15 protein-coding genes are annotated in these 15,570 nt (G+C 72.4%); 7 read left to right on the top strand and 8 right to left on the bottom strand.

The annotated features are described in order from the left end of the window. The first annotated feature begins 262 nt into the window (after positions 1-262). Positions 263-1,540 (top strand): HNH endonuclease signature motif containing protein, encoded by a 1,278-nt coding sequence (locus tag J4557_RS22115; RefSeq protein WP_208268586.1) that lies wholly within the window; start codon positions 263-265, stop codon positions 1,538-1,540. Between the two features lie 865 nt (positions 1,541-2,405). After that, the gene (locus tag J4557_RS22110) at positions 2,406-3,179 is read left to right on the top strand and encodes a transposase family protein (RefSeq protein ID WP_208268585.1); all 774 of its coding nucleotides are present in this window, start codon (positions 2,406-2,408) and stop codon (positions 3,177-3,179) included. A 214-nt stretch (positions 3,180-3,393) separates the two neighbouring features. On the opposite strand, the gene J4557_RS22105 is transcribed toward J4557_RS22110, so the two are convergent. Further along, positions 3,394-3,957 carry a GNAT family N-acetyltransferase gene (locus J4557_RS22105; protein ID WP_208268584.1) on the bottom strand — a complete coding sequence of 188 codons (564 nt, stop codon included), beginning with the start codon at positions 3,955-3,957 and terminating at the stop codon, positions 3,394-3,396. 58 nt (positions 3,958-4,015) lie between these two features. Between J4557_RS22105 and J4557_RS22100 the strand changes: the two genes are divergently transcribed. Next, a complete protein-coding gene (locus J4557_RS22100; protein ID WP_208268583.1) occupies positions 4,016-4,939 on the top strand; it encodes an aminoglycoside phosphotransferase family protein in 924 nt (307 codons plus the stop codon). Positions 4,940-4,949: 10 nt separating this feature from the next. Here J4557_RS22100 and J4557_RS22095 read toward each other — a convergent pair whose 3' ends face one another. Next, positions 4,950-5,438 carry an Lrp/AsnC family transcriptional regulator gene (locus J4557_RS22095; protein WP_208268582.1) on the bottom strand — a complete coding sequence of 163 codons (489 nt, stop codon included), beginning with the start codon at positions 5,436-5,438 and terminating at the stop codon, positions 4,950-4,952. Positions 5,439-5,543: 105 nt separating this feature from the next. Between J4557_RS22095 and J4557_RS22090 the strand changes: the two genes are divergently transcribed. Continuing rightward, positions 5,544-6,830: an APC family permease gene (locus J4557_RS22090; RefSeq protein WP_208268581.1), complete on the top strand. Its 1,287-nt coding sequence runs from the start codon at positions 5,544-5,546 to the stop codon at positions 6,828-6,830. Here J4557_RS22090 and J4557_RS22085 read toward each other — a convergent pair. Beyond that, entirely contained in the window at positions 6,774-8,003 is a 1,230-nt protein-coding gene (locus tag J4557_RS22085) for an MFS transporter (RefSeq protein WP_208268580.1), read from the bottom strand. The genes J4557_RS22090 and J4557_RS22085 overlap by 57 nt on opposite strands. Before the next feature lie 94 nt (positions 8,004-8,097). Here J4557_RS22085 and J4557_RS22080 point away from each other — a divergent pair, with 94 nt between their 5' ends. After that, a complete protein-coding gene (locus J4557_RS22080; protein WP_307800129.1) occupies positions 8,098-8,673 on the top strand; it encodes a MarR family winged helix-turn-helix transcriptional regulator in 576 nt (191 codons plus the stop codon). Here the strand turns inward: J4557_RS22080 and J4557_RS22075 are convergent. Then, positions 8,670-9,923: an alpha/beta hydrolase family protein gene (locus tag J4557_RS22075; protein WP_208268579.1), complete on the bottom strand. Its 1,254-nt coding sequence runs from the start codon at positions 9,921-9,923 to the stop codon at positions 8,670-8,672. The genes J4557_RS22080 and J4557_RS22075 overlap by 4 nt on opposite strands. 51 nt (positions 9,924-9,974) lie before the next feature. Between J4557_RS22075 and J4557_RS22070 the strand changes: the two genes are divergently transcribed. Next, positions 9,975-10,517, top strand: coding sequence for a helix-turn-helix domain-containing protein (locus tag J4557_RS22070; RefSeq protein WP_208268578.1), 543 nt, complete (start codon positions 9,975-9,977; stop codon positions 10,515-10,517). 8 nt (positions 10,518-10,525) lie between these two features. Here J4557_RS22070 and J4557_RS22065 read toward each other — a convergent pair whose 3' ends face one another. From J4557_RS22065 to J4557_RS22050, 4 genes are all read right to left on the bottom strand, one after another. Then, positions 10,526-11,806, bottom strand: a complete 1,281-nt coding sequence (locus J4557_RS22065) for a hypothetical protein (protein WP_208268577.1) — start codon at positions 11,804-11,806, stop codon at positions 10,526-10,528. A 172-nt stretch (positions 11,807-11,978) separates the two neighbouring features. Beyond that, positions 11,979-12,536, bottom strand: coding sequence for a cysteine hydrolase family protein (locus J4557_RS22060; RefSeq protein WP_208268576.1), 558 nt, complete (start codon positions 12,534-12,536; stop codon positions 11,979-11,981). Continuing rightward, positions 12,533-13,978 (bottom strand): MFS transporter, encoded by a 1,446-nt coding sequence (locus J4557_RS22055; RefSeq protein ID WP_208268575.1) that lies wholly within the window; start codon positions 13,976-13,978, stop codon positions 12,533-12,535. Before J4557_RS22055 ends, J4557_RS22060 begins: the two co-directional genes overlap by 4 nt. Positions 13,979-14,249: 271 nt before the next feature. Then, on the bottom strand, positions 14,250-14,612 hold the full coding sequence (locus J4557_RS22050) for a DsrE family protein (protein WP_208268574.1): 363 nt from the start codon (positions 14,610-14,612) through the stop codon (positions 14,250-14,252). Positions 14,613-14,771: 159 nt separating this feature from the next. On the opposite strand from J4557_RS22050, the gene J4557_RS22045 reads away from it, so the two are divergent. Beyond that, entirely contained in the window at positions 14,772-15,257 is a 486-nt protein-coding gene (locus J4557_RS22045; RefSeq protein ID WP_208268573.1) for a heme-binding beta-barrel domain-containing protein, read from the top strand. The last annotated feature ends 313 nt before the right edge of the window (positions 15,258-15,570 follow it).

Here is a 15,570-nt window from a genome sequence, read left to right as displayed (position 1 = left end):
CGTCGCTTCGCGATGGACTTCGTCCACCCTTGACTTTGGAGCCTCTGCGGCCCCTGAGGCAGCGTTAGGGGCAGGCTCCGCCTGCCCCGCCCCGGGTCGCGCCACCCCACCACCCCCTTCCGTAAGGTACGAAGCCACCTCCCGGAAGGTGCCCCAAAGAACAGGGGCTGTAAGGTCCCGCTTGCTTTTCCGCCGAAAAGATACCGGACGGAATGTGCCGTGAACGGCCATGAATGTCGGTCACGCAGGGTACTATTTACGTATGCAATCAGTGACGGTCGAGCTTGAGGCCGCGTCCACCATGGAACTGGTGAACGCGCTCTCAATCATCGCCACTGAACTCGCCCAACGCGAGGCTCCTGAATCGGCGGCCGCGTGCCTGGAACTGACTGAAACCCTCGTGGCCGCGTCCGATATGCAGGAAAGCGCGCTCGCCGGTTTCATCGGCCGAGTCGACGCCACGAAAGAGCAGGCCCGGTGGGGATATCCCTCCACCCAGGCATGGCTGCGGTCCCGGCTGGGCATGCGCGACAACCGGGTGAAGGAGCGCCTCACTCTCGCCCGGCAGCGGCATCGCCTGCCCGAGGTCTGCGCCCAACTCGCCTCCGGACACCTGTCCCACGGCTACGCCCTCACGGTCGCTGACTCGGTCTCGCGCCTGGACGACACCGACTGCGTCGAGGCCGAGGCGACCCTGCTCGGCTTCGTCGACCAGGGCTTCTCCGCCGGGAAGGTCGCCGCGTTCGGCCGCCGGATCCGTGACCTCATCGCCGACCGCGACGACACCGAAGACGCCCCCGACGAGGATTCTCGGCGCGGCTACGACAAGTCGTGGCTCACCACCACCCGATCTCTGGACGGCGGCCGGTATGTCAAAGGGTGGCTGAACCCCGAAGACGCCGCGATCTGGGACGGCACCCTGGCGCCGCTGGCCAAGCCGGCCGGACCCGACGACCACCGCGACCTCCCCGAACGCACCGCAGCCGCCCTCTCAAGCGTGCTGTCCGGCGGGCACAAGGCTTCCAGGGTCACCGTGATCTGCGACCTGGACACGCTCACCGGCGGCAACGCCCCCGCCCGCCTCACCGACGGCACCCCCATCCCCGCCGCCCAAGCCCGCCGCATCGCCCTCTCGGCCGGAGTCTCACCCCTGCTCCTCGGCCGCGGAAACACCCCGCTCTACCTGGGATACCGGGAACGATTCGCCTCCGCCGCACAACGGCAAGTCCTTGAGACGCTCTACCCCTCGTGTGCTGTGCGGGGATGCGAAGTCCCCGGGACACTGTGCGAGGTCGACCACGTTCACGGGTGGGCGCTCGGCAACAGCCCCACTGATATCGACCAGCTCGCACTCGCCTGCGGGTGGCACAACCGGTTCAAGCACACCAACCCCGACCAGATCCAGATCACCAAGGATCGAGATGGGCGGTACGTCTACCGGCTGCTGCCACCGGCCGACGCCAGACGATCCGCGACCGGGGCCGGACCACCAGGGAGCATCGGCCCACCCGACAACCCCGCTCTCGACTGGGCCGCATAACCGCACCGCCCCGCCACACCGGACCCGGTCATGCCCTGCGCCGATCCGCCGCCCGCATCCGCCCGATGACGGGCGGCCCCGGCATGCCCACACCACAGGCGACAGCGAGACCTCACACCGACTGCACGTACCCCACAGACAGACCTCAGCGGAAACCACCCCAGCCCACCCAGCCACTACACCGCCCAGCAGCACCGACCCACTTCACACCGCGCTGGACAGGGACTGCATAACCCTCCCGCCGCACAACGCCACACCCGGCCATGCCCGGCGGCAGGTCCATTCGCGCCCGCCCGCAGGACGGGCGAGCTGGCCTCCCCGCATGACATCGCGATACCGGTGCAATGGCCAAGGCCGCCCAGCGAACGCAGCGCGTCACCCCTCCGGGCCGCAATGCCAGAGCGATCGCCAACACCGGATTACAGGCGGTTCAAACCGACGGGCCTGGCGAGGGCCGGGAGCGAACTGCCGGGAGGGGGCTTGGTTCCTTGCGGAAGGGGGTGGTGGGGTGGCGCGACCCGGGCGGGGCAGGCGGAGCCTGCCCCTAACGCTGCCTCAGGGGCCGCAGAGGCTCCAAAGTCAAGGGTGGACGAAGTCCATCGCGAAGCGACGCCGAAGGCGCCCTTGACTTTGGAGGGGCGGCCCCGTACGCCAGCGCCACCCCACCACCCGAACACCCTTTCGTCCCCCACCTCAACAATCTTTCGCGGCGCCACCCCCACATCCCAATGACCCTTTTTCATCCTCGGGCGGGCTGGTTGATCACAGCGTGATCGCGAGTTGATGGAGTCCCCTCAGATACAGAGAAGCTCCTGGTAGACGGGTTGATCACCACAACCCACGCCGTCTCACCAGGAGCTTCTGCATGCTGTTTTACCGTGCCGCCGTGGATTTGTCGCGTCCGACGCTGAACTACGTGGCGGGGATCGTCCGTCGCCATCGCCGGGCGATCAGGTCGCGGTGGCGGCTGCTGAACCCCGGCCAGCAGGCTCTCCTGGTGCTGGTGCATCTACGTAAGGGCGAGACGTTCGTCGAGGCCGCCGCGGGTTTCGGGGTGTCGGTGGCCACCGCCTGGCGCTACGTCGAGGAGATCGTCGCGTTGCTGTCGGCGCGTTCACCCAAGCTGTGGGCCGCGTTGCGCAGGGCCAAGACAGACGGGATGACGCACCTGGTCCTGGACGGCACGCTGATCCACACCGACCGGGTGAAGGCCGACCGCCCCTACTTCTCCGGCAAGCATCGGGTGCACGGGATGAACGTGCAGGTGATCGCCGGACCAAACGGGACGATCCTGTGGACCTCGGGGGCGATGCCCGGCAAGATCCACGACCTGACCGCCGCCCGCGTCTGGGGAGTCCTGCGCGAACTGGAGAAGGCGGGAATCCTCACCCTGGCCGACAAGGCCTACCAAGGAGCCGAGGCCTCGGTCGTCATCACGCCCTACAAAGGCAGGGACAAGCCCGAGTCGCAGAAGCAGGCGAACCGGGCGCACGCCAGGCTCCGCGGTCCCGGCGAACGCGCAAACGCCCAGCTCAAATCATGGCGAATCCTCCGCAAGCTGCGCTGCAGCCCCTGCAAGGCCGGCCACCTGGTCAAGACCATCGCCGTCCTACAGAACTACGAGCTCACCCGAGGATGAAAAAGGGTCAATGCATCTGTACGCATCTTTGATGTCCGCGCTTCTCGACGACGGTCCGCCAATTAGTCAATGCCTGTGCGTTCAGCGATCCCGAAACAGAAGACGCACGTCCCCGATGCTGACTCCAGCCCGCCCCCTCGGCGAGGCGCGCTCCCATCTGCGACCAACTTGATCTGGTTCGCAGCCAGGATGCAGGGACCCCATGCCGTAACGGCTACCCTCGCGCGATGCGCAGCCAATCCTGCCGGAGGATCTCGTATTCGACTTCGCCGTGTTCGGTGCCGGGGATGGGGTCGTCCCAATGCTGGTGGAAGGTGCGCACGTGGGTCAGGCCCGCCTTTTCCATGACGCGGCGGGAGGCGGTGTTGACGGCCATCGTCTGGGCGGTGATCCGTTGTACGCCGAGGTCGGTGAAGGCTTTGCGGATCAGGGCGCGGGACGCTTCGGTGGCGTAGCCGCGTCCCCAGTGGGCGGCGCGGAGGCGGTAGCCGAGTTCGGCTTCGTCGGGGCCGCGGCCGTCGATGGGGGCGAGGGCGAACCAGCCGGTGAAGTCGCCGGTGGCGCGTTCGTGCGCGGCCCATTGGCCGAGTGGGCCCGCGCCGTATTGGCGGAGGATCCGGGGCAGGACGTCGTTCTCGATCCGCGTTCGCGGGGTCGGTTTTCCGTTGGTGAGGAAGCGCATGACGCGGGGGTCGCCGTCGAGTTCGACGAGGCGGTCGGCGTCTTCCAGGGTGAAGTAGCGCAGCAGGAGCCGGTCGGTGGTGAGGAAGGTCCCCATGGCAATGGAGCCTAGGAGGGACGAGGCGGGCGGTGGCCGGTTCGCGTAGCGTGCCCGCGTGGTGGTGATACCGGAGGCGTTCGCGCGGAGCACCGTCGAGCGCGAAGGGGAGGCGGGCACGGAGTGGCTCGCCGGGTTGCCGGGGCTCGTGAAGGAGCTCCTGGACCGCTGGGACTGCGTGCCGGACGGCGACGTCATGCACGGGGGCGTCGGGATCATCGTTCCGGTGCGGCGGGGTGGGGAGCCCGCCGTCGTGAAGGTGTCCTTTCCGCATCCCGGCAACGTCCATGAGCCGGACGCGTTCGCGGTGTGGGGCGGGCGCGGCGCGGTGCTGCTGCATGAGCGCGACGACGAGCGGTTCGCGATGCTGCTGGAGCGGGCCCGGACGGATTCCCTGGCGCAGGGCGAGGACGTCGACGAGATGGTGCGAGTTGCGGGACGTCTGAGCCGGCGCCTGGGCGTCCCGGCGCCGCCCGGTCTGCCCCGGCTGCGGGACCGGGCCGACGCGTGGGAGGAGCAGCTGCACAAGGACGCGCGGGAGCTGGTGCACGGGCTTCCTCCGCGCGTGCTGGACGCGGCGGTGGCGACCGTGCGGGAGCTGGGGCGCGTCCAGCCGGACACGCTCGTCCACGGCGACCTGCATCCGAGGAACATCCTGCGGGCCGACCGCGAGCCGTGGCTGGCGGTCGACCCGAAGGGGTACGCGGGGGACCGCGCCTACGATGCCGGTGCGCTGCTCAAGGCGCTCTTGCTGTGGCTCCTCGACGCCGATGACCTCGGCAAGGCTCTGCACCGCGCGATGGACGTGTTCGCGGAGGCCGCGGAGCTCGACCGGGGCCGCGTGCAGCGCTGGGCGCAGTTGCACGCGGTCCAGGGCGCGTTCTGGGCGCGCCGCCACGGATTCCGGGTGGCTCGCGGCGGCCTGGCGCTGGAGCAGATCATCGCCCTCGCGGACGGGCTGGCGGAGGCGCTGACGGAGTGACCGGGGCGGGTCACCGCTTGGGCGGCCAGCCGGACAGCGGGAGCGGGCCGCGGTTGAGGACGGTGCGGATGGCGAAGGTGCTCCGCGCGTCGCGGACGGGGCCGATGGCGAGGATCTCGTCGAGGAGCACCCGCTCGTAGGCGGCGAGGTCGGAGACGGCGACCTCGACGAGGAAGTCGGCCTCTCCGGAGACGACGTAGCAGGCGACGACGGCCGGGATGGCGGTGAGGGCCGCCTCGATCGTCCGGGACGTCTCGCGCGAGTGCTGGTCGACCTTCAGGGCGATGAAGACGGTGAGGCCGAGCCCCAGGCGGCCCCGGTCGAGTTCCGCGCGGTATCCGGCGATGACGCCGTCGTCCTCCAGCGCCTTGGTGCGGCGCAGGCACGAGGAGGGGGAGAGGCGGACGGTCTCGGCGAGATCGACGTTGGCGGTGCGGCCGTGCTGCTGGAGGCGGTCGAGGATGGCGCGATCGATGCGGTCGTAACCCTGTTGCGGCATGTCGTGCAGCATATTGAACGGCTTGCGGCACAGCATTGCGTGCAGGAGGTCGTGCGAGTCACAACATGCCATCGCGTGCCGCGCGTTTCGGGCGATGCTCCTGGCATGACATCGAACCGGAACGATCTGTCCACGATGGGCGCCACGGCTCTGTACGTGGGTGCTCTTCTCGGCCCCAGCCTGCTGCTCCTGCCGGGCCTCGCCGCGCGGACCGCCGGGCCCGCCTCCCTGCTGGCGTGGGCCGGCCTGCTGGTGCTGTCCGGCCTCATCGCGGTGGTGTTCAGCCGCCTCGGGACCACGGTGGGGTCGACGAGCGGTGTCGCGGGGTATGCGGCCGCCGGGCTCGGTTCGCGCGCCGGGCGCGCGGCGGCTTGGTGCTTCCTCGGCGGGGTGGTCACGGGGGCGCCCGTGGTGTGCCTCATCGGCGGCGCGTACGTCGCGGAGCTGCTGCGGGCGGGGGACCGGACGACGTTCGTGGCGGCCGGGGCCCTGCTGGCGCTGGTGCTGGCGATGCGCCTGGCCGGTGCGAGGACGGGTGTGCGGGTGCAGTTGGCGCTGGTCGGGCTGCTGGTGGCGCTGGTGGTGCTCGCCGTGGGCGGGGCCGCACCGTCGGCGCGCGCCGGGTACTGGCATCCGTTCGCCCCGCACGGGTGGGGGTCGATCGCGCGGGCGGCGTCGCCGTTGATGCTGGCGTTCGTCGGGTGGGAGGCCGCGGCTCCGCTGACGGCGCGGCTGCGGGATCCGCGGCGGCAGCTGCCGCGGGTCGTGGGCGCGGCGTTCGCCGTGACCGCCGTCCTGTACCTGGCGCTGGCGGCCGCCACGGTCGGGGTGCTCGGTCCGCGGGCGGGGAGTTCGGTGCCGCTGGCGGGCCTGCTGGAGGTCGCCGTCGGCGGGAGCGGGCGGGCGATCGCGGCGGCCGGCGCGGTCGTCCTGACGCTGGCGGCGACCAACGCCTACCTGACGGGGGCCACGGCGATGGCGTCCGCCCTGGCCGGGGCGAGGCGGGGGCGTCCTGCGGGGGCGTCCGGCGGGACGGGGCGCGGGCGGACGGCCGGGCTCGTCGCCGCGATCGCCGCGACCGGCGGGCTGCTGCTCGGCCTGGCGGGGAGCGGGCTGGTCGGCACCGCGCAGTTCGTCGCCGTTCCGACGGCGCTGTTCCTCGTCGTCTACCTCGGGTGCATGGCGGCGGCGGTGCGGGTCCTGAGCGGTTTCGTGCGGATCGCGGCGGGGGTCGCGTGCGTCGCGGTCGTTCAGCTGCTGCTGTTCTCGGGATGGGCGGCGCTGCTCGCCGCCGCCGTCGCGGTGACGGCGGCGGCGAGCGAGGGGGCCCGGCGTTCAGTCCTTCAGCAGCGGCGACGGGACGGCGGCTGCGTCATGGGCGACGGCGCGTGAGGCCCGCCGGCCGGTGCCGAGCGCGAGGAGCAGGGAGCCGGCGGTCAGCGCGACGCCGAACCAGACGACGCTGGTGACGCCGAGGTTGTCGGCGAGCTGGCCGCCGAAGAGCGCGCCGAGCGCGATGGAGGTGTTGTACGCCATGGTGTTGAGCGACATCGCCGCCTCGAACGTCTCGGGGGCGGCGGCGAGGGTCATGTTGACCTGGGAGAGCTGGACGACGCCGAAGGACAGCCCCCACAGCACCAGCGCGGCGATCGCGCCGGCCTTCCCGTCGCCGGCGGCGAGCAGCAGCAGGAGGGACGCGACGAGCCCCGCGCAGCCGACGGCGAAGCTGCCGCGCAGGCTCTTGTTCACGGTGTAGCCGGCGACGAAGTTCCCGGCGGCGCCGCCGATCCCGAAGATGATCAGCACGACGGTGATGAAGAGGGGCGTCGCGGAGGTGCGGTCCTCGAGGAAGGGGCGGACGAACGTGTACGCCCCGAAGTGGCCGAGCACGAACAGCACGACGATGACCAGCACGGACCGCAGGGGTGCGTTCCTGAGCGGCAGCCCGAACACCTCGCGGACCGAGACGGCGTTGTCGGACGGCAGCGCGGGCACGATCGCGGCGACCAGGAGGAACACCAGCAGGCTGAGGCCGGACCAGATGAGGAAGGTGGTCCGCCAGCCGGTGAGGTCCTCCAGGACGGTGCCGAGGGGGATGCCGACCACCGTGGCGATCGAGATGCCGGACATGACGATCGCGGACGCGCGGCTGGCGTGCCGTTCCGGGACGAGCCGCATCGCCATGCTGACGCCGATGGCCCAGAACACGCCGCTGGCGAAGCCCATGACGAGCCGGGTCGCGAGGACGAGCGGGAAGTTCGGCGAAAGACCGGTGACGAGGTTCCCGATGGTGAGGACGGCCAGCAGCGCGGACAGCAGGACGCGCCGGTCGACGCGCCGGGTCCAGGCGACGATGAACGTGACGGCGAGGCCCGCGGAGACGCCGTAGAGGGTGACCATCAGCGCGGCGACGCCGACGGGGACGTCCAGGCTGGAGCTCAGCGGGGTGAGCAGGCCGACGGGCATCAGCTCGGTGGTGAGGAAGGTGAAGAGGCTGGCCGTGATCACGGCCACGCCCAGCCAGGCCCGCAGGAGCGAGTGCGGGCGCCCGGTGCGTGCGACCATCGCGAAGTAACCTTTCAACGTTGAAATGTTGAACGTTGAGGAAGGTAACCCGGTGATACCTTTGTGTCAAACAGTTCAACATTGAGGAGTTTTCGTGGCGCGTGACGCCGTCGACCTCGTCCTGGACCAGTGGGCCCGCGCGCGCCCTGACCTCGACGCGTCCCCCATGGGCGTGCTCGGCCGCCTGTCCCGGGTGACGCGCATCGCCGAGCGCGAGCTCAAGGCGCTGTTCAGCGAGTTCGGGCTGGAGCGCGGCGAGTTCGACGTCCTCGCCACCCTCCGGCGGGCGGGCGCGGACGGCGGCATGACGGCGGGCGACCTGGCCCGTTCGTCGATGGTCACGTCCGGCGCCGTGACCAACCGGCTCGACCGGCTCGTCGCCAAGGGCCACGTCACCCGCGACGTCGACCCCGCCAACCGGCGCAGCGTCATCGTCGCCCTCACGCCCGCCGGCCGCGACCTCATCGACCGCGCCGTCACCGCCCACCTCGAGAACGAGCGGCGCATCCTCGCCGCGCTCGACCGGGACCAGCGGGACGGTCTCGCCGCGACCCTGCGCACGCTGCTGCTCAGCCTCGGCGACGCGGCCGGCGACGAGCCGGGTGTCGCGGCCCACGACGAGGTCGGCGCCGCGACCCGCGACGAGGCGCGTGCCGCGGACGGGTCCTAGGCGTTCAGCCAGGCGGCGATGTCGTCCAGCACGGCCGGGTCGACGTGCTGGGGGCGGTCGTAGCCGGCGGGCGTCGACGGTTCGGTGCCCGGGAAGAACAGGTGGTCGTCGGCGGCGTGCACGCGGACGGTCACGCCGGGACGTCCCTCCAGGGCCGCCCGCCAGCGGGACAGGTCGTCCTCGACGGTGACCTGGTAGTCGCGCCCGCCTTGCAGGATCAGCATGGGCTTGCCGAACGCGAGGGCGGTCGCCACGGGGTCGTAGGACCGCATGTCCAGCCAGTACGGGGCGGAGAGGCCGAAGGGCAGGTCCGCCGCGGGCCGCGCCGGGGACAGCGCCGGGTCCGCGACCCTGGCGGCCTGCCGGATGATCGCCGCGACGGCGGCGTCCGCGTCCGGGCCGGGGTCCAGGGAGGCGAGGTGCCGCGTCACGCGGACGGCGGCCTCGTGCATCGGCTGAGCGTCCCCCGCCATGATCACCATGCCGGCGACGGACGGCTCGGCGGCGGCGACGCGCGGGGCCGCCTTGCCGCCCATGCTGTGGCCGATCACGAAGACCCGTCCGGAGTCCACGGCCGGATCGCCGCGGAGCAGGCGGACGGCCGCGACGGCGTGCGGGACGTACTCGTCCGCCATCGTGAAGGCGGGGTCGGCGGCGACCTCGGCGGGGTGGGCGTAGGTCGCCTTGTCGAAGCGCAGGACCGCGACGCCGCTGGTGGCGAGGCCCCAGGCGAGGTCCTTGAGCGGCTTGTTGGGGCCGCTCGTCGCGTCGCGGTCGAACGGTCCGCCGCCGGCGAGCAGGACGGCGCCGGGGCGCGGCCCGGTCGCCCGGGGCAGGGTCAGCGTTCCCGGGACGGCCAGCGGGCCCGATCCGACGGTGACCTCCCGTTCCTCGAAGGCGGACGGGTCGGCGTAGGGCGGCGGGCTCCACGCCGCGGCGCCGCCGGGCGCGAGCCGGAGGCCGTTCAGCAGGCCCGCGCCGTCCACGGACATGACGACGGTCAGCGCCCCGCGCTCGCAGGCGACCGGGACGCTCACCCGGGTCAGGTCCGCGCCGAGCGGCTCGGCCGCCGGGTCCCCGACGGAGGTCACCGGGCCGTGCCGCGCGATCTCCGCCGCCCACGCGGCGCCCACCGCCCCGGCGGGCGCGACGGCCCGCAGCGGGGCCGCGAACAGCGCCTCGACCTCGGCGAACCGCCCGTCCCGCAGCGACCGGGCGACCCCGGCGGCGACGGCTTCCGCGTCCCCCATGGCAACCCCTCTCAAGTTTGAGAAAGGTAACACGGATGAGATCGTAGGGCGATGGACACCCTGGAGCTGCTCGCCCACCCCGTCCGGCTGCGCGTCGTCCACGCGCTGCGCGGCGGCCGGCTGCTCACCACGTCCGAGCTGCGCGAGCGGATCCCGGACGTCTCGAAGGCGACCCTCTACCGGCACGTCGAGCTGCTGGTCGGCGGCGGCGTCCTGGAGGTCGCCGAGGAGCGCCGGGTGCGCGGCGCGGTCGAGCGCCGCTACCGGCTCCGCCAGGACCGCGCGATGATCGACCCGGCCGCGCCGCTGTCCCGGGAGGACCACCGGCGGGGGTTCGCGGCGGCGACCGCCGCCCTCATCGCCGCGTTCGGCGCCTACCTCGACCGCGACGGCAGCGACCCGGCCGCCGACCTGGTCGGATACCGGCAGCACGCCGTCTGGCTCAGCGAGGAGGAGCTGCTCGAACTGATCGCCGGGATGCGCGCCGCGATCGCTCCGCGACTCGCGAACGGCCCGGCGCCCGGCCGCGCCCAGTACCTGCTGAGCCCGATCCTCTTCCCGATCGAACCCCCGGCGGACCCCGGGGCCGCCTGACGGACCGCCTACTGCGGCGATCCCGCGTCCCGGGCCTCCTGCGTGTCCCGCGCGCCAGGGGCGTCCGGCACGTCGGATGCGCCGGGCGCCTCGGATGCCGCGGTGGCGTCGCGTGCCGCGGGTGCGTCCGGACTCGGCGGCCCGGGGATCTCCTGCCCGGGCCGCACGCGGGTCCTGATCCAGGCCGGGAGCGACTTGCGCCGCGGCTCCGGCCCGTACCGGCCGCGCGGCGCCACCGCCATGATCGCCGCCGCGGCGGCCTCCGCGACCCGCTCCGACGACGCCGGGGCGGGCCCGTCCGGCGGTTCCGGCACGGGCCGCAGCTCGCGGGGGCGTCCCACGATCTCCACCCCGCTCCGCCGGAGCACGGCCACGTCCTCCTCGGCCCACGCCGCCACGAGGTCCCGCGCCGAGTCCGGGACGGCGACCGGCCCGCCGCGCTCGCCGCGCACGAGCAGGCCGCCCAGCAGGATCTCCTCGCGCAGCGCCCGGCACTCGAACGTGCTCCAGCCCGAGCCCTCCAGCCGCCGGTTCAGCGCGACCATCAGCTCGGTCTCCTCGCTGGTCAGCCCGCCGTGGGTGCGGCGGGCCCGCACCTCGGCGGACGGCCGGCCGGCGCAGCCGCGCGCGCCGACGGCGGTGGCGAAGCGGCGCCACAGCAGGTCCGCAGGCGAACCGGGGTTGATCACGACGTGGACCCGGTCCGGGCCCACCGCGGCGGCCCATCGCCGGACCAGCCCGCCGAGCCCGAAGGCCCGCCACAGGTGCAGGTCGAGGTCCTCCTCGATCGCCTCCGGGCCGCGCTCGCGCTGCTCGACCAGCGCGTCGAAGTACTCCTCGATCGTGGAGTGCCGTCCGTTGCGGACGTGCTGCTGCCACAGCGACGGCAGCGACCGGTCCAGCCGCCTGGTGGTGATCACGATCTCGACGTCCGCGCCGTCGAACTCCGCGAGCAGCCGCGCCACCGCCGCCGACCGGATCACCGACAGCGCCTCGGCGGAGATCAGCACGGTGTCCGGCCAGGCGCGGACCTTCTCCATCAGCCGAAGCCACTTGTCGCGCTCCCCGGCGGCGTCGTCCGCCGAGACCCACGGGTACTCGTCGCCGAGCAGCCCGCGCGTCGCGCGCTCGTGGTTCTCGATGGCGTCGGGGAGGACCTCCCTTATCGAGTCCGGGTAGAGGACGCCCGCCTCCCGCGCGAGCGGTTCCGCGATGTGGCCGAGCACGTCCTGCAGGTAGGTGGTGCCCGACTTCTGCTGCCCGATGTGCAGGATGACCTTCGCTGCCATGGACCCGCCCCTTCCCCGGGCCCGGGACGTGCCTCCCCGAACCCGAGAGTGCTGAGAACCGGCGTTTTCCCTGGTCATCGCACCATAGGCGGGTTCGGGGCGGGGGCAGAAGGCGGGCGGGCGAAGGTTAGCGCAGGGTTAACGCGCTCTTCCCCCTTCACGCAGGCTTCTTTCAGGCTTCGCTCAGGGTCCTCGTCCACGCGTCCACGGTGACGACGTCGGCCTGGCGCGGGAAGACCTTCTCGGTGAGGACGCGGTGGACCTCGGGGTCCGCGTCGGCGCAGCCGTCGGCGAGGACGGTGATCTGGAAGTCGAGGTCGGCGGCCTGCCGCAGGGTGGACAGGACGACGCCGCTCGTCGCGATCCCCGCCAGCACCAGGTGGTCGATCCCGCGCGAGCGCAGGACGAGGTCCAGGTCGCTGCCCGCGAACGCGCTCACCCGCTTCTTGGTGATCACGGGCTCGTCGGGCCGCGGGCCGAGGTCGGGGTGGATCGCGGCGCTCGGGTCGGCCGGGGTGAAGGCGCCGTCCGGCAGCGCGCCGAACGCCTTGTTCCGGGGGTGCTTGTCGGGGTGGCCCTCGCGGAAGCCGACGACGACGTGCAGCACGGGCACGCCGGCCTTGCGCGCGGCGTCCACGGCGCCGACCACGCGCGGCAGGTAGGCGTCGTCCTCGACGCGCCCGACCATCGCGTTCTGCAGGTCCATCGCGAGCAGGGCGGTGTTCGTCATGACTGTCCAATCTCTCGGGTGGCGGGGCCGATGCGGCCCAGCGAGCGGTCCACCACCGTCACCAGCAGGAACGCGACGGAGATGGCGAGCATGAACCAGGCCAGGTGGTGCATCCCGGGGGTGCCGGCGCGCTGCCCGAAGAACGCGCCGTCGGCCGCGGACGCGACGATCGCGCCGAGGTAGCCGAAGGTGCGCAGCAGCCCGGCGGACGACGCCAGCCGCTCCGGGTCGGCCTGGTGGTAGACGGCGTTCTGGAGGGCGAGGCTGTTCAGGCCCTGCGGGACGCCGATGACGACGGCCACGGCCACGATCGACCAGATCGGGCTGGCGGAGTGCAGCACCAGCAGCAGCGCGCACGCGGCGACCTGCCCGGCGGCGCCCGCGAGGAGCTTCCCGCGGATCTCCGCGCGCCGTCCCGTGAGGGTGGACACGATGATCGCGGTGCCGAAGAGCGGGAGCTGCGCGAGGCCCGTCTGGGACGCCGACAGACCGCGTCCTTCCTCCAGCCATTGCGTGTAGCCGTAGAGGAACGCGTACGTGACGATGTAGGCGAGGAGCGCGCGACCGTAGGTGATGAGCAGCGGCTTGTTGCCGCCGAGGACGCGCAGGTCGATGAACGGCGCCTCCACCCGCAGTTCGCGGACGGTGAAGGCCGCCGCCGCCACGGCCACCACACCCAGCAGGTAGAGGTGCCCGATGGCGGGCTCCATCAGGAACACCAGCAGCGAGATGAGCATGACGGCGAAGAGGCCCATGCCCGTGAGGTCCAGGTTCGCCAGGCGCCGCTCGCCGTCGGCGCGTTCAGGCGGTGGCGTCCTGGGCAGCCGCAGGAGGCCCAGCGCGATCCCCGCCAGCGCCAGCGGGATGTTGAGCGCGAGCGTGGTGCGCCATCCGCCGAGGCCGATCAGCAGCCCGCCGAGGGACGGCCCGATGACCGCGATGGTCTGCGTGGTCACCGCGAGCGCCGTGAGGACGCCGGCGGGGCTGTCGTGCCCGGTCCGCCGCGCCTCGCTCCGGATCAGCGACATCGCCGCCGGATAGCCCGCGCACGTCCCGAACCCGAGCAGCACCCGCGCCCCGATGAGCACCCACAGGTCCGGCGCGAGCACGCCGACCACTCCCGCGAGGCCGGTCAGCGCCGTCCCGGCGAGGAACAGCCGGCGCGGCCCGAACAGGTCGATCAGCCGCCCGACCACCGGCTGCCCGATCGCCGTCGCCAGGTACAACGCGGAGATCAGCCAGGCGGTGCGCGACGGCGGCGCCCCGAACGCGGCGCCGATCGGCACCAGCGCGACCGAGATGATCGACGAGTTCACCGGGTTCAGGACGCTGCCGAGCATCATCGGCGCCAGGAGCCGCCGGTCGAACCCGTCCGGCGGGCCGCCCCGTCCGGGGCGGCGCCGCCGCAGGGAGCCCGCGACCTGGGTGAGGACCGAGGTCATCGGCCCCGCCGTCCCCGCGGCGCGGTCCCTTCCCGTGCTCGTTCCGTTTCGTCCGTCTCGTCCATGCCCTCCACGGTAGTTTCATCAGGCTGAGCTGTCCAGTTGAAACTGAACAAATGGAGCTGAGCAGGCCAGGCTGGCTGAATCGCGTGCTGGTTCGGCGTGCGTGCCGTCGCGTGCGGGATCGCGTGCGCCGCTTCGGGGGTCGAGCCGTTTCAGGGCAGGCGTGAACGCCCGTTCGGCCTCCGCCGACGGACCGGACGGGGCGCGCTCAGTAGACGAGCGCCTGCACGTCCGGTGCGGTGATCTCCTCGACGAACGTCGGGGCGCCGGCGATCCGGACGCCGGGCAGCACGTCGTCCGGGCCGATGCTCCGGCGCGCCGCGCACTGCGTGCACAGGGTGACGCGTCCGGCGGCGAGGATCACGGCGAGCAGGTCGTCCAGCGGCGTCGCGTGCTCGAGCTCGAAGCCCGCGGCGCGGCCGGGCAGGGCGAACCACGCGGACTCGCCCGTCAGCCACAGCGAGATGGCCACGCCGCTCGCCGCGGCGGCCGCCGCGACCGTGAACGCCTGGTTGCAGCGCTCCGGCGCGTCCGCCCCCGCCGTCACCTTGATAACCAGAGGTCTCGCCATAGGCGCACTCTAGCCCCGCGAGCACGCGTAGCATCGTGCGGCGTGGGCGGCATGGTGAACGCGGGTGTCCTGGTCCTCGCTCTCGCGCTGGTGGCGGTGGCGGCCGTCCTGCTGGTGCTGCGGCTCGGGCGCCTGAAGTGACCGCTACGCTCGGTGCCCATGGAGTTTGAGCTGCACCCCGACCTCGAACCGCTGAAGTTCCTCCTGGGCACGTGGGAGGGCGCCGGCGTCGGCGGCTATCCCACGATCGAGGGCTTCAACTTCGGGCAGGAGATCTCCTTCACCCACATCGGCAAGCCGTTCCTCGTCTACGCCAGCCGCAGCTGGCTGATCGAGCCGGACGGCACGCTCGGCCGCCCGCTGGCCGTGGAGACCGGCTACTGGCGCCCCCGCCCGAACCACGAGGTCGAGGTCACGCTCGCCCACCCGACGGGCATCGTCGAGATCTACCTGGGCAACGTCGCCTTCAACCGCGTCGAGCTGAAGACGGACGTGGTCGCGCGCACCGAGTCGGCCAAGGAGGTCACCGCGGGCTCGCGCCTGTACGGCCTCATCGGCGAGGACCTCGGCTGGGCCTACGACATGGCCGCCATGGGGCAGCCGCTCCAGTCGCACCTCTCGGCGCAGCTGAAGCGCGTCGGCTGACGACCCAGGACGGCGAGCCCCCCGGGGTCGGTGTCGCAGACGCGGAGGCCGCAGACGCGGGGGCCGGACATGGAACGATCCCCGGACCTTCCCGCGGGAGCGGGGCGATGGACAGGACTGGTCCATCGGTCCGGGGATCGGGTAACTGCCTGGTATTCGCCGGTCACCGTCGCGACCGGTTGCCACCGCCGGGGGCGGCGGCGCCGAGGCGGAACGGCGACTAGCGGACAGCCACCTCGCGAGTCCCAGAATCAACCATTTCTTGGACCACCTCCTTTCGCGCGTACCCCGCACGCTATGCGAGCCCCGGGCA

The organism is Actinomadura nitritigenes, assembly GCF_017573545.1.
Lineage (GTDB): Bacteria > Actinomycetota > Actinomycetes > Streptosporangiales > Streptosporangiaceae > Spirillospora > Spirillospora nitritigenes.
This window is presented reverse-complemented; position numbering and strand designations above follow the sequence as displayed.

Excerpts from the sequence above, each read along its gene's own strand:
- J4557_RS22115 (WP_208268586.1), top strand. The coding sequence starts at position 263 with ATGCAATCAGTGACGGTCGAGCTTGAGGCCGCGTCCACCATGGAACTG.
- J4557_RS22110 (WP_208268585.1), top strand. The coding sequence starts at position 2,406 with ATGCTGTTTTACCGTGCCGCCGTGGATTTGTCGCGTCCGACGCTGAAC.
- J4557_RS22105 (WP_208268584.1), bottom strand. The coding sequence starts at position 3,957 with ATGGGGACCTTCCTCACCACCGACCGGCTCCTGCTGCGCTACTTCACC.
- J4557_RS22095 (WP_208268582.1), bottom strand. The coding sequence starts at position 5,438 with ATGCCGCAACAGGGTTACGACCGCATCGATCGCGCCATCCTCGACCGC.
- J4557_RS22090 (WP_208268581.1), top strand. The coding sequence starts at position 5,544 with ATGACATCGAACCGGAACGATCTGTCCACGATGGGCGCCACGGCTCTG.
- J4557_RS22085 (WP_208268580.1), bottom strand. The coding sequence starts at position 8,003 with ATGGTCGCACGCACCGGGCGCCCGCACTCGCTCCTGCGGGCCTGGCTG.
- J4557_RS22075 (WP_208268579.1), bottom strand. The coding sequence starts at position 9,923 with ATGGGGGACGCGGAAGCCGTCGCCGCCGGGGTCGCCCGGTCGCTGCGG.
- J4557_RS22070 (WP_208268578.1), top strand. The coding sequence starts at position 9,975 with ATGGACACCCTGGAGCTGCTCGCCCACCCCGTCCGGCTGCGCGTCGTC.
- J4557_RS22065 (WP_208268577.1), bottom strand. The coding sequence starts at position 11,806 with ATGGCAGCGAAGGTCATCCTGCACATCGGGCAGCAGAAGTCGGGCACC.
- J4557_RS22060 (WP_208268576.1), bottom strand. The coding sequence starts at position 12,536 with ATGACGAACACCGCCCTGCTCGCGATGGACCTGCAGAACGCGATGGTC.
- J4557_RS22055 (WP_208268575.1), bottom strand. The coding sequence starts at position 13,978 with ATGACCTCGGTCCTCACCCAGGTCGCGGGCTCCCTGCGGCGGCGCCGC.
- J4557_RS22050 (WP_208268574.1), bottom strand. The coding sequence starts at position 14,612 with ATGGCGAGACCTCTGGTTATCAAGGTGACGGCGGGGGCGGACGCGCCG.
- J4557_RS22045 (WP_208268573.1), top strand. The coding sequence starts at position 14,772 with ATGGAGTTTGAGCTGCACCCCGACCTCGAACCGCTGAAGTTCCTCCTG.